This is a genomic window from Enterobacter sp. MGH 37, from assembly GCF_000534515.1.
Lineage (GTDB): Bacteria > Pseudomonadota > Gammaproteobacteria > Enterobacterales > Enterobacteriaceae > Enterobacter > Enterobacter kobei.
Map to the genome: position 1 here is coordinate 1,914,115 of NZ_KI973205.1, position 13,277 is coordinate 1,927,391.

The window sequence follows — 13,277 nt, forward strand, 5'->3', positions numbered from 1 at the left end:
TTTCTGTTTGTCAATTACAGTTTTAACTGTGACTATCAAGGCATACAGAGAGAGGGATTTATGAGCCTTGCGGATCGCGTTAAACAGAAAAGAATCGAGCTGGGATTAACCCAGACAGAAGCTGCTGAGAAGGCCGGTATCCGGCAGCAGTCATGGCAGAGCATTGAAGATGGGAAAACTCTCAAGCCACGTAATATAATTGGAATAGCCAAGGCGCTTAAATGCGATGCTGATTGGCTAATGAACGGCGGCGCGTTTATGCCGATGGCAGAGGTCAACAGCAGGAGAGTTCCGTTGATAAGCTACGTACAGGCAGGAGCACTGGCCGAGAAAAACCCTATCGAGGCTTTCGATGGCAGCCTTGAATACATCCTCACTGATCTGGATGTGTCACAGCACACTTTTGCGTTGCGCATTGAAGGCGACTCAATGGAGCCTGACTTCAAAGCTGGTGACGTTATTATTGTCGATCCTGAGGTTGAGCCAACCCCTGGCGAATTTGTTGTAGCGAAGAACGGCGGAACACAGGCTACTTTTAAGAAATACCGCCCGACATGGATAGACCCTCTCGGCTGCCAGCACTTTGAACTGGTCCCACTCAATGACGACTACCCTGTCATTAACAGCGATCACCAGCCTTTAACCATTATCGGTGTAATGATTGAGCACCGTATTTACCGCCGCAAACGCTAAAACCCCCTCTCAAACGTCTAATCAAACCGGCTAAGGCCGGTTTTTTTTCGTCCTTACAAAATAAATTACTCACAAATACAGAAACATATGTTTCGCACGCCATAAAATACAGTTTTGTCTGTTGACGATAATACAGTTTTATCTGTATCTTTAATCCATCGAAACGAAACATCGACAGCTGAGCGAAGTTAGCCAGCGGCGGACAGCAAGTCGCCTGCTCATTAAGAATTCAGTCAAGCAGCAAATCACCCGGAGCGCTCCTGGCAAATTGAAATGGCGCCCAATGGGATTGAGGCAGGTGTGTAACGCGTGGCGGGTATAGCACACGAAGAGGACTCCGCACCGGAATGGTTTGCTGCTCAGTTCCCGAACATCGGGGAATCTTTACCAGCAGCTCTTTGCGAGGGGCTGACGGTAAACAAACAGAGAGGTATGTATGACGGAGAAAATAGATCCGGTCGTCAAAATTTTGCTCGACCGGACCAATCAAGAATATGCTGCTATCGAAGCTCGCCAACAACGCTTTCAATCTCTTTTAGACGACTGGATACAGAGTCGGGAGTCTGACCAGAGTTTAGCCTTTTCCATTCAGAGAGATACGCCCTTAGTTGTTGCGATTGTTCTGGAGTGCTTGAAGCAAACATCGCAGCTAAAAGAAGCTTAAGTGCAGCGTTTTTATCTTCCAGCTCATCAACGCGAGCAGATAGCTCCTTCACTAACAATTCAGTTTTAACTTCAGACATAACTAATTCCTTTTTTTGACTGTGGATTCATCAGTCTACGGCATTCCTTTGACTGTGGAAAGCAAGGGAGCGCGCGCCGGGCGCGGATAAATACCCCGGCACTAACTGGAATGTTTTGGGATTGGATGAATGCGCAGGCTGATGCGCAGGGGGACGTGACTGACTCCCGAGGATAGCTAAGCAAATAAGTCAGCTCCAGCCGCCTAAAAAGCGCCTTATGCCGGAGATCAGCACCGGCCATCCAATCGCCAAAGCATTTCTCCCGCATCAGCGGGTAACGACAGAGGGTAAGGCGATGGCAATAGATGCGACGTTAAAAGTTAAACAAATTAACTCTATTAACCCATACGGCGACGGATGGAATAGGCATATGGAAATCGATATCGACAGTATCGAATTAGTTGAATGTGTTAAGCCTGAAGAAATTATTTCTGAGTACACGGCGGCATCACTTCTTGATGCAATGGATGAATCGGATGTGGTTCGCTGGCTTGAAAACGAAGGTTACACAGTAACAAATGATTAACCCGCTCCGGCGGGTTTTTTATCAGTCATACATAGGCAGATTTTCGAGTCTGCCCATTTATGACAACCGGCGGCCATCCACCGCCCATTGAAACACTGAATAAATGCGTTGAAGTCTTGTATTAACCGTTCCGTTCGCCGCGATAAGGCCAAGAGGATTTATGAGCAATAAAGAATACGAACAGGCGTTTCCGACCCGAGATGATAATTACGACTCCAAATACTCTGGCCCTGGCATGACGCTGCGTGACTACTTCGCGGCGAAGGCTATGCAGGGAATCATCAGCAGCGAATGCAACTATGGAGCGTTTAGTGATTTAGCAAGCGATGCATACAGCATTGCCGACGCAATGCTCCGCGCCCGGGAGGCATCATGAGCAATCCAATTACAGTAGGTTTTTCTGGGCTGACTAAGCGAATTTTTGCTGGCCGCTCCAAGCCAAGCAAGCTGGCACCTGGCGTTCGTGAGTTCACTGGGGAGAAGTTCGATGTTACTGACGAAGCACTTTTTGCAGTAGCGCACTTACTCTCGGTTCGTGATGACATCCTGATTTTCCCGGCCGCCGATGGGAAAGAAATTCACCTACGCGCCGACCTCAAAGAAAAGCGGGAGGCATCATGACAGTCACCCACAACGGCAAGCAGTACACCGCCAAAAAGCTCAACGATAACGAGTGGCAGCTAACGTCGGTATCGGCACCACGCGAGAAGCTGATACTTAACCGCTGGCAGATGCATATCGCTGGCCTCCTGGAACAGGTTGAGGTGAAGGTATGATCAATCATCACCTGCTGCGCGCCGCGCAGAGTAAAGCAGCCATTGCCCTGTTTATCGGTGATGGTGCCATGTGGATGGCAGCCTACGACGAAATGAAGGTTGCCATCGGTTATCCGTGGCATAGAAAAACAGCCTAATCCCCCTATTCAACCGATCGGCCTGGCATTACGCGGGCGGCCTTCGCACGCACTTTTAAGGAGTCTTTATGCAACCTTACGAGCGATTAACCTCTGAACGTCTGGCAAGTTTGCCAGAAGGATCCCGACTGAAACTCGGCGGCCAAATTATCAAACTTACCGGGCGGGGGTCATTCACCAACAGCGCCGGGCGCACCGAGAACATGATCGAGTATGTCGATTCACGTGGTGTGCCAGGCAGTTTTGCGGAAAGCATCATTCTCGACTCGGCTACCGAGCACATCAGCTCTGTAATGTGTGCTTACTGCGGCGCGCGGCGTCATAAGAGCGATTGCACTGTTCAGACAGTATCAACCTACATGTCGACGGCACAAAAGCATTTCTGCACCGACAAAGGCTGCGCTGAGAAGTTCTTCCGCCAGAACCCATCCCGCGCCAAGACATCACGGAGAACGCGATGGTGACTCAGCAAACCGGATTGCTGATGGTTGCCATGCTCTGCCTGCTGTATGACCTGCAGCCGGCAGACCTCGAATCACTGGCCCACCAGCTCGCAGAATTTGACGCAGTTAACGACCACCTTACGGAGATTAAGCATGTTGCGAGTTATTGATACCGAAACTACCAGCCTGGAAGGTAGTGTGCTGGAGATTGCCAGCGTTGATATTGTCGACGGTGTTATCTGCAATCCCATGAGCGACTTTGTGAAGCCCACTGAAGCGATCAGCTTCGAGGCTATGGCTATCCACCATATCACTGAAGATATGGTCGCTGACGCCCCGCTGATTGGCGAGGTTATCGGGCGTTACCTTGGCGCGCAGGCTTACGTCGCACACAACGCGAAATTCGATAAATCTAAGCTGCCGCAAATCGACGGACCATGGATCTGCACAGCTAAGCTGGCCCGCGCACTTCTTCCTGATCACCCTAGCCACAGTAACCAGTACCTGCGTTACAGCCTGGGCCTGAAACCTGAACTGCCTGAAGGCCTGTATGCGCACCGCGCGCTGTATGACTGCTACGTAACTGCTGAATTGCTTCTGTACATGGGTCGCCTGGCGAAATGGACGTTTGGCGAAATGCGCGCCATTTCAAACAGCCCTTCACTGATTAAGGCTATCCGGTTCGGCAAACACAAGGGCCTGACGTTCGAAGAGATTGCGAAGGTCGACCCTGGCTATCTCCGCTGGTTGTCCAGCAACAGCGATGACGAAGACATTCTCTTCACCATTAAACACTGGCTTAAGGGGTAATTCATGGCGGTGATGACTCTCATCCTTGCCGACTCCGGGTATGGCAAGACGTACAGCATCCGCAACGTTAACCCGGAAAACGCTATTCTCGCTCGCTGTATTCGTAAGGCCCTTCCGTTCCGTAATAACGGCTGGAAGCTCCACGGAAAACGCCTGCCGGATAACTCAATCCAGCGCGGGAACGTGGTTGATATCCGCAATGGACGGCATCTTCTTGACGTGATCCGTAACGCTGCGATGAGTGGCCGAAAAATACTGATTATCGATGATTTTCAGGCCGTCATGCAGCACGAGAACATGGACCGGGCCTACGAGACTGGCTACACCAAGTTCACCGAAATGGCGGAGCACGCCTGGCGCATCATTGAAGCCGCCACACAGCTTCCGGACGACTACCGCGTCTATTTCCTCGCTCACACTGAAGAGAGCGAAGGAAAAATCAGGATGAAGACCGTCGGCAAGATGCTTAACGAAAAGCTCACTCCTGAAGGCTACTTCCCTATCGTTCTGCGCATTATCAAGCGCGACGGAAAACACCTTTTCCTGTTGAAGGGCGACGACAACGACACCGTGAAATGTCCTCCAGACCTGTTCGGTCCGGAAGTGACTGACATGGATAACGACCTGGCGGCGTTCGACAACGCAATTTCTGAATTCACTGACTTATAAGAGAGATAACGATGAACCAACCAATCAGCTTTACCTGGAACCAGCAGTCGGCAGAAGCAGCACTCAAAGCAGGATCCTCCGCTGGCATTTCTGAAACCGGCGCATACGAAGGCGTGATCACCTCCGCTGTGTATGAGTTCGGCAAGGATGGATCACAGTCGCAGGCACTTGTTCTTTCGCTTGACGCTGACGGCCAGAAAGCAAACTTCCTGCGCATCAACTTCCTCGGCCGCGACGGCACACAGACTTTTGGTATGGGCTTGATCGCCGCCATCATGTGGGCTGCCCAGGTTAAAGACGCTCAGGCGCAACAGCGCCAGGGGCAAAGCGGCCCTGAATGGTGTCTGCCGGCACTGGAAGGTAAGCGAGTCGGCTTGTTCCTGCAAAAAATCCTCACCACCAAAACTGATGGCAGTGACAGCTATAAGTTTGAAGTGCGCCATGTTTTCCAGCCGGGAAGTCGTCTGACCTATAAAGAGTTCACCGACAAAACGCCAGCAGAAGCGATCGCCACACTCGAGCGCACCATGAAAGACAAAGACGACCGTAAACCTCACGATTCTTCTCGCGGGGGCTGGGGTGCACCATCACATAGCGGCGGCGGATGGGGGGGCAATCCGCAGGATCCAAATGCGGTCCCTGAGTCTCGCCTGCAGCAGGCCAACCGTCAGGTATCACAGAGCAATCAACATCCTCAGTTCGACGATGACATCCCCTTCTAAAAGGCATCGCTATGACTCACGCTCACGACGACATCAGGGTTGGCACACTGTGCCTTCCCTTCATTGGTAACGGCTGGCTAATGCCATGGGGTGAAGTGGTCAGCAATCCATTAAAGGCGCAGCGGCTCGCTGAGGAATATCGGGAAAGGCAGGAGGCGGCATGAAATACGGAAGCGTGTGCAGCGGCATCGAAGCTGCCAGTAAAGCGTGGGAACCTCTCGGCTGGAAACCTTCCTGGTTCTCTGAAATAGAGCCATTCCCATCCGCAGTCCTCGCCAATCACTGGCCGGAAGTAACAAACCTCGGCGACATGACCAAAATCGCCGATGCGGTGCGCGCTGGTGAAGTTGAAGCGCCTGATGTTCTGGTCGGCGGTACGCCCTGCCAGGCATTCAGCATCGCCGGCTTACGTGAAGGCCTGTCTGATGACCGCGGGCAGTTAACCCTATCTTACGTGGAATTAGCCAATGCAATCGACGCAAAGCGCCGCGAACGCGGTGAGCCAGAATCAATCATCGTCTGGGAAAACGTCCCCGGCGTACTCAGCAGCAAAGACAATGCCTTCGGGTGCTTTCTGGCAGGACTTGCCGGAGAAAGCTGTGAGTTGCAGCCAGCAGGGGGGAAATGGACGCACGCAGGTTGTGTGTCTGGACCAAAAAGGGTTATCGCCTGGCGCGTCCTTGATGCTCAATTTTTCGGAGTGGCCCAACGACGCCGCCGTGTGTTCGTTGTCGCAAGTGCTCGAAAAGGATTCGATCCCGCAGCGGTACTTTTTGAGCTCGACAGCGTGCGCCGGGATTCTGCGCCGCGCCGAGAAACGCAAAAGGCTGTTGCCGCCCTTACTGCACGAGGCGTTGGAACGTGTGGCGCAGACGACAATCAGGCACAAGCTGGACACCTGATTGCTTTTGGCGGTGGCAATACTGCCGGTCATATTGATGTGGCGACCGCCTGCACCGCGCATGGAATCAGGTTGGATTTTGATACTGAGACTTTCGCAGTGCACGGTACGCAGGATCCCGATACCAATTGCGAACTGGCGCACACACTTGGCCGCAACAACGGACAAGAAAACGCGATAGTTACTGAACCATTCACATTGGCAATCCGAGGGCGATCAGAAGGAAGTACGGTCGAAGTGAGAAATGACGGCACAGCCAACGCGCTGTTGACGCCGAATGGCGGCCGCGCTGGCATGGGTGTAGGAGCTATCGGGTGGGGTATGCAGGTTCGCCGCCTAACACCGATTGAGTGTGAGCGCCTTCAGGGCTTCCCTGATAATCACACCCTGATCGGCTGGCGCGGGAAGAATGCTGATGAATGCCCGGACGGGCCACGCTACAAAGCGATCGGAAATAGCATGGCAGTACCGGTTATGCGTTGGATTGGTGAGCGCATCGCCGCAGCGCTTCCAGCCGAGAAGACGAATGGTGATTATGGCGGAAGTAAAACCCCGCTCGACCAGCGCGACCTCTGGCGCACTCCACCAGCACTATTCACTTCCCTTGATGCTGAGTTCTGCTTCCAACTGGATGCCGCCGCGGCTCCTCATAACGCACTGTGCCGGAAGTTCATCACAGCCGAGCAGAACACGCTGGAAACGCCCTGGGCTGATTACCTGAGCATTCCCGGATACGTCTGGTTGAACCCGCCATACAGCGAAATCATGCCGTTTGTTAAGAAGGCCGCCGCAGAGAGCGCCAATCAGATCGGCACGGTCATGCTGGTTCCGGCAGACACATCGGTTGGCTGGTTCAAGGAGGCTATCCAGACCGCCAGCGAGGTTCGCTTCATCACTGCCGGGAGGCTGGCGTTTATCAACCCGGTCACCGGTAAGCCGGTAAGCGGCAACAACAAAGGGTCGATGCTCATAATCTGGCGACCGTACCCGCGTACACACTGCCACTTCGCAACTGTGGACCGGGACGAGCTGATGGCTTTCGGGGCGAAACTTCTCGCCAGCAGGGAGGCCGCATGACGCCAGAAACAGATAACGCCATCCGCGCCGCCTGCCGCCGCTGCACCGAGGAAATCCAGCAGGCCATGCGCAAGAAGCCAAAACCTAACTGGAACGAAACGGTGCCTCCCATTATCAACAAGCATCACAAGAAAATAGAAGCTCTGGGAGTTAGCCTCCTGGAGTTCGTCGTATACACAGGGCGCCTGAATAAAAGGTTTGGAGTTGAACAATGACCCTTACGCAAAACAGGTTAAAAGAAGTGCTTAGATATGACCCCTCAACAGGGGTTTTTTATTGGCTAAACCCTACTGCTTACTGCATGCATCCAGGTGATGTCGCTGGGTTTGTAGATTACACAGGCTATGCCTACATAAAAGTAGACAAGGTCAAATATTCAGCACATCGCCTCGCATGGATTTACGTCTATGGACACTCACCAATTGAGCAGATCGACCACATTAACAATGTCAGATCGGATAACAGAATTGTTAATTTAAGACTGGCCACACGCTCTCAAAACATGATGAATCAACCAGCCAGAAAGGGCAGCATTTCAGGGGTTAAAGGAGTTAGCTGGGACAAAAAAATGCAAAGCTGGCGAGCAAGATGCCAAGCCAATGGTGAAAGGATAAACATTGGGTGGTTCGACTCAATAGAAGAAGCCGCAGAAAGTCTCAGAGTTTATAGGCAGCAATACCACGGCGAATTTGCTAACCATGGAGATCATCATGACAACAGAATTTAAAGCTCTGCCCGTCGAGCGCGATCAATACGGTTACTGGACTCACCCGCTTTACGATGAGTTTTGCGATGGCCGCGAATCCATATCGCCCATTGAGTTCAACGCATGGCTGGAGAAGAACGGCCTCGAGTGGAAAGTGATTTATCGTGATGAGGACGACGCTGATCCAGATGTTGACGGCTATGACATTTCGGCGTGGCAGCCCGAAACACCAGCCGGCGATGGTTGGTTTGTCGGTTCAATTCACGACACGGAAGATGGCGCGGTTTGCATCTGGCTGCGGCACGCTGGCGGTGCGGCATGAACAGAGCCTCACCAGTTGATTTGAGAAAAAGCCTCGAAATTGCCAATAACCTCGCGCACATCGGGATTCGCTTTGTGCCGATCCCGGTGGCGACCGAGAAAGAATTCCAGACGCTGGCCGCCGAGCTATCTCGACGGCTTGAAAATATGGCTGTCGAAGCCGAGAAGAATGAAGGCGGTGCAGCATGAAAGCACTAATTACCCGGGAGCTTAAGGCTCCCTTTTTATTGCTGGCGTTCACCTTCAACCGAATTAACCGACAGTTCCGGGAGCATTGATTATGTCTCGCCAAAAGTTCACAAACCGTAAGGCTCGCATTGAAAAAAAATTCAGCACTGAAGCGATGCGTCTGCTGATTGCTCTCATGCCGAAACAATACCCTCCAGTGGCGTTCACTCTTGATGAAGGCTATCTCGGTGGTCTCTGGTTCCAGGAGTGGCAGGTTTGCACTGTTGACTACTGGGGTGAAGCCGACAGTTATGATGCATTCTTCCTTTTGCATAACGCTCTCATTCAGCAGACGACCGACTGGGAAGGGATTAATCGCGCAGATGATGCCGAGTTCTCTGGTAATGAGCCAATCGACATAACCCCGTTTTACTCTCCGTGGCGTATTGGTGATGTAACCCGCGCTCAAATCATCAGGCATTGCCGACAGCTTGCGTCGGCTGGCATCAACTGGGACGCATAATATGGCCGACATCATAGATACCGCAGCGGAGATTGAAGAGCTTCAGCGTAACGCTGCCCTTTCCGCTCACCGCATCGACCGTAATGCAGTGTCAGCTGAGCGTTGTGAAGAATGCGACGAACCAATTCCCGAGCCGCGGCGCGCTGCCGTTCCCGGCTGCCAGACGTGCGCGGAGTGCCAGGGTGTTATCGAACTAAGGAATAAGCAGAGGGGACTGTCATGAACAACCGACAAGCCCGTAGGCTGCTTGGTGCTCACATCAATAACACATATCGAATCAGCAATAGACGCTGGTTGGTATGGGGTAGCAATTGGCCTTTTGTTTGGGAGCACGCAAAGCCATCACCGCGGCAGAAAAGGAAAGCCAAAGAGGTTGCAGCATACCGAAAGGAATTAAAGCGCAATCAGGAGTCAGCCAATGTTCAGGATAATCCAGCCTAATACCTGGTACGCCGATCCCCACGGCGCGCCCTGCAAAATCCTCCGCGCTACCCACGAAGTAATCCACTACATCCGCAACGGTCGCACCTGCATCGCCAGCATGGGCCGCTTTAATCAGGATTTCGAGCCGCTGACCAAAGCACAGGCTGAGCGGATCGCCGAAGAAATCGAAACAGCAGAACACCTGAAGAAGTTGCGTGCCCAGCACGCGGCGTAAGGAGAACTATGAGCACCATTCAGGACATCAGAAACCAGCTATCAACTCTGGTCACAGAGGCGCACAAAGTGGCGTGCTCCCTCGATATTGGTGATGAGCGAACCGAGGCTTTCGAGCTATTCGAAGCGCTTCGTCGACTTCAGCGACAGGGTGCAGCCGGAGAGATTCTCTCAGCAACTAACCCACTTCTCGCCTCGCCATATTACGACGGGGACTGGGACGAAGATGAAGACGACTGACGCAACTGATAGCCAGTTATGAGCTGGCTATCGGGTGCGAAAGCACTGCAACGTTATCCCTTTTACCCTCCACTGTGAGGGCATTCTTTTTGGGAGTTCACCATGCAATAAAATCCCATGACCTGGCTCATCGCCGCACTTATGGCGCTGGGCGCTCTCATCTCATTTCTTCACGAACCGGAAGGTGTGCAATGGCTGCTTTTAATGTGGGCGCATTGATTTACCATCCTGATTTCGATTAATCAACACGTCAATGCGGCCTCGCATATAATGCCAGGTGGCTAAGGAGTTCTCATGGCTAAGCTTCTCAATTTGCAGGAATGGGCTGCTGAGGTCTACACGACTCCACCCTCCCTTTCTACTCTGCGTCGATGGACGCGAGAGGGGCGAATTTATCCCGCGCCGGAGCTGCACGGAAAGGAATATAAGGTTCAGCCTGACGCTATCTACGTGGATCCGCGCAAGAAGAATCTGCGCGCTAAACCGAAAAACACCAAACTGCCGTCCGGCGGCACCTTACTGGAGAGACTGACTCATGGCGAAAAGGCCAGTACGTTACGACGCTAACCTGCCCCGTAACCTGACCTATCGTAAAAGAGACAGACTTTACAGCTGGCGCAATCCGGTGACCGGGCAGGAGATATCTCTTGGCCGGATTGATCGCAAGGACGCCGTTGCGCAGGCCATTGAGGCCAACAACTACATCGACCAGAATTACCTTCCCTCTTCTCTACTGGATCGCATAAAAGACGTGCCCACTTTCACGGTGGCTGCATGGCTGGAGCGTTACGAGGTGATTCTCGAGCGGCGCGAGCTGAAACCAAACACGATGAAGGTCAGGCGAAACCAGATCGCCACCATTAAGGAAGAGTTCGGCAAAATTCCCCTCGCTTCTGTCACGACAAAGGACATCGCCTCATTCCTTGAAGCGTACATTCTCTGCGATAAAAAGAGCATGGCTTCCGGGCTCAGGTCTGTGCTGATGGACATCTTCAGGGAGGCGATTGTGGAAGGACATGTCGACAGGAACCCGGCAGAACCGACGCGAACGCCGACACCGAAAGTTAAGCGAGAACGCTTACTGCTCGAACAATTCACGGTCATCCGCCAGGCAGCGTTAACTCATTCTGAATGGGCGCCAAACGCATGCGATCTGGCACTGGTCACCGGCCAGCGGCGGGAGGATATCTCACTGTTCAGGTTCAGTGACATTAAAGACGGGAGGCTTTTCGTTACTCAGGAGAAAACAGGTCACAAACTGGCGCTTCCCCTTGATTTGAGGCTGGACGTCGCCGGGCTTGTGTTGCAGGATGTCATTGATCGATGCCGGGTGAATAACCCTTCCGACTTCATGCTTTACTCTCCGGTCCGCCGCGGGGGAAGAAAGCCGGGGCCGCTAACGCCTGACGGTCTTACCCAAGCCTTTGCAGAGATAAGGGATTCGACCGGGTTAAAATTCGGACCTAATCCACCTCCTTTCCATGAGATCAGAAGTCTGGCGAGCAGGCTCTATGAAAAGGAGCGCGGGGAGGAATTTGCTCAGCGCTTACTCGGCCACAAAAGTTTAACAATGACCAAAAAATACCTGGACGCACGCGGTGCAGAGTATGTTATGGTTTAGACAGGATATGGAATATTCGAGTAATTTTCGGGGGATTTCGTGTTAATACCGAAAAAACCTTTGAAAAACAAATAGATAAAAAGAGACCGAATACGATTCCTGTATTCGGTCCAGGGAAATGGCTCTTGGGAGAGAGCCGTGCGCTAAAAGTTGGCATTAATGCAGGCTAAGTCGCCTTGCCTTTTAAGAATAGATGACGACGCCAGGTTTTCCAGTCCACAGTTAAAGCGGCCAGAAAAAAAGCGTTAAATCATCATTAAAAACAAAAAACCGCAGTGCTTTCGCGAGCATCTGCGGTTTTTTATTGGAAACCTGAACGCTAGCAGAGCTTGTCAGCGCGTTCGATAAACGGTGTCAGACTCATCTTCTGCCCCGGGTGAGCCGGGTCATCAATCTGGATCACGCTGATGGGCTGGCCGCTGCTCTTGCCGCTGGCCACCTGCTGCTCTGCAACCTCATTCAACGGGTATTGCACCAGCGTACTCGGGTTGATCGCGTATAACGCATGGCCCGGACGACAGGTCAGCATCACCTCTTCGCGATTAAACGCCCACTTGTCTTTACCCACTTCAAAACGGCTGACGGTGATCACCTGCGGCGCGGCCAGAGCGCTCCCCGTGCAGGCCAGCAATAAGAGCGAAAGTACTGTTTTTTTCATATGTTAGTTAACCTTGTCAGAAGGGTTCCCAGGTGGCGAACAGGCTGACCGCTGCCAGAACCAGCGCTCCCAGCACCACTTCTGCCTGTGTCATCCTGATAAAAAGCTGTTGTGCCCACCCGGAATCCGGACGAAACCGTGGCACCAGAAAATACCGATTTGCCAGCGCAATTGCCACCATCAACGCCACCAGCGCACATTTGAACAATAAAAGCTGCACGTAGCCAGCCTGCCAGGGAATATGGACGCCCAGAATCAAGAGCGAATTGATCGTCCCTGTGAGCAGCACGCCCGCGACGGCATAGTGGCCTACGCGCGAGAAACGCATCATGGTGTAGATGGCCGCGTTCTGCCAGCGCCCTTTTGCCAGATGCATGCAGAACAGCAGCGGCAGTAATCCGCCGAGCCAGGTTGCGGCACATAACAGATGAACGGCATGATTGAGACGCTGCACAGCCCCCAACGGACCTTCGTTCATCGTCGCGTGGCCTACCCCTGCCAGCAGGACAAACTGCCCCATTGCGAGCAGTAGCAGCCGGGAGCCTTTCAGCGGCGCAAGCCACGCGGCAGCGACCGTAATGGAAGCCAGGATAATTTGCCACAGCCAGACGCTGCCAAACTGCGTCCCCAGTACGCCGTGCCAGACTTGCGGGTTAAACACATCTCCCCAGCCGTCGCCCATTAATCCGCCCTGAAGCATGAACATCAGAAGCGCAGCGGCCAGGCTGATTAAAGATGCCACCCGCTGCTGCAGCGCGAAACGCAGAGCCATCAGACGATGGAGAGAGGAAGGCGCCAACCAGACGCTGTATAGCGCATTACCAAAAACGAGCATCAGCGCCGCGAAATGGATAAAGCGCAACCCAACATAGACCAGTGCCAGCAT

General features: G+C 52.9%; 26 protein-coding genes. 23 read left to right on the top strand and 3 right to left on the bottom strand.

The features are described from left to right. The first annotated feature begins 60 nt into the window (after positions 1-60). A complete protein-coding gene (locus L383_RS14640; protein ID WP_023330694.1) occupies positions 61-693 on the top strand; it encodes a LexA family protein in 633 nt (210 codons plus the stop codon). Between the two features lie 500 nt (positions 694-1,193). Here L383_RS14640 and L383_RS25900 read toward each other — a convergent pair whose 3' ends face one another. Beyond that, a complete protein-coding gene (locus tag L383_RS25900) occupies positions 1,194-1,436 on the bottom strand; it encodes a hypothetical protein (RefSeq protein WP_155857901.1) in 243 nt (80 codons plus the stop codon). Positions 1,437-1,653: 217 nt separating this feature from the next. On the opposite strand from L383_RS25900, the gene L383_RS25905 reads away from it, so the two are divergent. From L383_RS25905 to L383_RS14540, 22 genes are all read left to right on the top strand, one after another. Further along, positions 1,654-1,962, top strand: coding sequence for a hypothetical protein (locus tag L383_RS25905; RefSeq protein ID WP_155857902.1), 309 nt, complete (start codon positions 1,654-1,656; stop codon positions 1,960-1,962). A 160-nt stretch (positions 1,963-2,122) separates the two neighbouring features. Continuing rightward, positions 2,123-2,338: a hypothetical protein gene (locus tag L383_RS14630; protein WP_023330697.1), complete on the top strand. Its 216-nt coding sequence runs from the start codon at positions 2,123-2,125 to the stop codon at positions 2,336-2,338. Beyond that, positions 2,335-2,583, top strand: a complete 249-nt coding sequence (locus L383_RS14625) for a DUF7446 family protein (RefSeq protein WP_023330698.1) — start codon at positions 2,335-2,337, stop codon at positions 2,581-2,583. The genes L383_RS14630 and L383_RS14625 overlap by 4 nt, the downstream gene beginning before the upstream one ends. Next, positions 2,580-2,738, top strand: a complete 159-nt coding sequence (locus L383_RS26100) for a hypothetical protein (protein WP_023330699.1) — start codon at positions 2,580-2,582, stop codon at positions 2,736-2,738. The genes L383_RS14625 and L383_RS26100 overlap by 4 nt, the downstream gene beginning before the upstream one ends. Then, a complete protein-coding gene (locus L383_RS14615; protein ID WP_023327239.1) occupies positions 2,735-2,875 on the top strand; it encodes a host cell division inhibitory peptide Kil in 141 nt (46 codons plus the stop codon). Before L383_RS26100 ends, L383_RS14615 begins: the two co-directional genes overlap by 4 nt. Before the next feature lie 68 nt (positions 2,876-2,943). Beyond that, positions 2,944-3,339 (top strand): hypothetical protein, encoded by a 396-nt coding sequence (locus tag L383_RS14610; RefSeq protein ID WP_032629044.1) that lies wholly within the window; start codon positions 2,944-2,946, stop codon positions 3,337-3,339. Further along, positions 3,333-3,488: a hypothetical protein gene (locus tag L383_RS26105; protein WP_162876078.1), complete on the top strand. Its 156-nt coding sequence runs from the start codon at positions 3,333-3,335 to the stop codon at positions 3,486-3,488. Before L383_RS14610 ends, L383_RS26105 begins: the two co-directional genes overlap by 7 nt. After that, on the top strand, positions 3,472-4,128 hold the full coding sequence (exoX, locus tag L383_RS14605; RefSeq protein WP_032629046.1) for an exodeoxyribonuclease X: 657 nt from the start codon (positions 3,472-3,474) through the stop codon (positions 4,126-4,128). Before L383_RS26105 ends, exoX begins: the two co-directional genes overlap by 17 nt. Positions 4,129-4,131: 3 nt before the next feature. Beyond that, positions 4,132-4,797, top strand: coding sequence for a hypothetical protein (locus tag L383_RS14600; protein WP_032628890.1), 666 nt, complete (start codon positions 4,132-4,134; stop codon positions 4,795-4,797). 11 nt (positions 4,798-4,808) lie between these two features. Next, on the top strand, positions 4,809-5,519 hold the full coding sequence (locus L383_RS14595; RefSeq protein ID WP_032629048.1) for a single stranded DNA-binding domain-containing protein: 711 nt from the start codon (positions 4,809-4,811) through the stop codon (positions 5,517-5,519). An 11-nt stretch (positions 5,520-5,530) separates the two neighbouring features. Next, positions 5,531-5,683: a DUF1317 family protein gene (locus tag L383_RS14590; protein ID WP_006809793.1), complete on the top strand. Its 153-nt coding sequence runs from the start codon at positions 5,531-5,533 to the stop codon at positions 5,681-5,683. Next, on the top strand, positions 5,680-7,497 hold the full coding sequence (locus tag L383_RS0123935) for a phage N-6-adenine-methyltransferase (RefSeq protein ID WP_082197296.1): 1,818 nt from the start codon (positions 5,680-5,682) through the stop codon (positions 7,495-7,497). The genes L383_RS14590 and L383_RS0123935 overlap by 4 nt, the downstream gene beginning before the upstream one ends. Continuing rightward, a complete protein-coding gene (locus L383_RS14585) occupies positions 7,494-7,712 on the top strand; it encodes a hypothetical protein (protein WP_006809796.1) in 219 nt (72 codons plus the stop codon). Before L383_RS0123935 ends, L383_RS14585 begins: the two co-directional genes overlap by 4 nt. After that, positions 7,709-8,224: an HNH endonuclease gene (locus L383_RS24930; protein ID WP_023330702.1), complete on the top strand. Its 516-nt coding sequence runs from the start codon at positions 7,709-7,711 to the stop codon at positions 8,222-8,224. The genes L383_RS14585 and L383_RS24930 overlap by 4 nt, the downstream gene beginning before the upstream one ends. After that, on the top strand, positions 8,208-8,525 hold the full coding sequence (locus tag L383_RS14575) for a hypothetical protein (protein ID WP_023330703.1): 318 nt from the start codon (positions 8,208-8,210) through the stop codon (positions 8,523-8,525). Before L383_RS24930 ends, L383_RS14575 begins: the two co-directional genes overlap by 17 nt. Next, positions 8,522-8,713: a DUF1382 family protein gene (locus L383_RS14570; RefSeq protein ID WP_023330704.1), complete on the top strand. Its 192-nt coding sequence runs from the start codon at positions 8,522-8,524 to the stop codon at positions 8,711-8,713. The genes L383_RS14575 and L383_RS14570 overlap by 4 nt, the downstream gene beginning before the upstream one ends. 91 nt (positions 8,714-8,804) lie before the next feature. Further along, positions 8,805-9,215 carry a hypothetical protein gene (locus L383_RS14565; RefSeq protein ID WP_023330706.1) on the top strand — a complete coding sequence of 137 codons (411 nt, stop codon included), beginning with the start codon at positions 8,805-8,807 and terminating at the stop codon, positions 9,213-9,215. Position 9,216: 1 nt separating this feature from the next. After that, positions 9,217-9,438 carry a TraR/DksA family transcriptional regulator gene (locus L383_RS14560; RefSeq protein WP_023330707.1) on the top strand — a complete coding sequence of 74 codons (222 nt, stop codon included), beginning with the start codon at positions 9,217-9,219 and terminating at the stop codon, positions 9,436-9,438. 195 nt (positions 9,439-9,633) lie between these two features. Next, complete coding sequence (locus L383_RS14555; protein ID WP_023330708.1) at positions 9,634-9,873, top strand: DUF4222 domain-containing protein; 240 nt, start codon at positions 9,634-9,636, stop codon at positions 9,871-9,873. 8 nt (positions 9,874-9,881) lie between these two features. Beyond that, positions 9,882-10,112: a hypothetical protein gene (locus L383_RS14550; protein ID WP_023330709.1), complete on the top strand. Its 231-nt coding sequence runs from the start codon at positions 9,882-9,884 to the stop codon at positions 10,110-10,112. Between the two features lie 294 nt (positions 10,113-10,406). After that, positions 10,407-10,679, top strand: coding sequence for an excisionase (locus L383_RS14545; protein ID WP_023330710.1), 273 nt, complete (start codon positions 10,407-10,409; stop codon positions 10,677-10,679). After that, the gene (locus L383_RS14540) at positions 10,648-11,733 is read left to right on the top strand and encodes a tyrosine-type recombinase/integrase (protein WP_023330711.1); all 1,086 of its coding nucleotides are present in this window, start codon (positions 10,648-10,650) and stop codon (positions 11,731-11,733) included. The genes L383_RS14545 and L383_RS14540 overlap by 32 nt, the downstream gene beginning before the upstream one ends. A 319-nt stretch (positions 11,734-12,052) precedes the next feature. Here L383_RS14540 and L383_RS14535 read toward each other — a convergent pair whose 3' ends face one another. Beyond that, a complete protein-coding gene (locus tag L383_RS14535) occupies positions 12,053-12,391 on the bottom strand; it encodes a YebY family protein (protein ID WP_014884299.1) in 339 nt (112 codons plus the stop codon). A gap of 16 nt (positions 12,392-12,407) precedes the next feature. Then, positions 12,408-13,277 carry a copper homeostasis membrane protein CopD gene (gene copD, locus L383_RS14530; protein ID WP_023330712.1) on the bottom strand — a complete coding sequence of 290 codons (870 nt, stop codon included), beginning with the start codon at positions 13,275-13,277 and terminating at the stop codon, positions 12,408-12,410.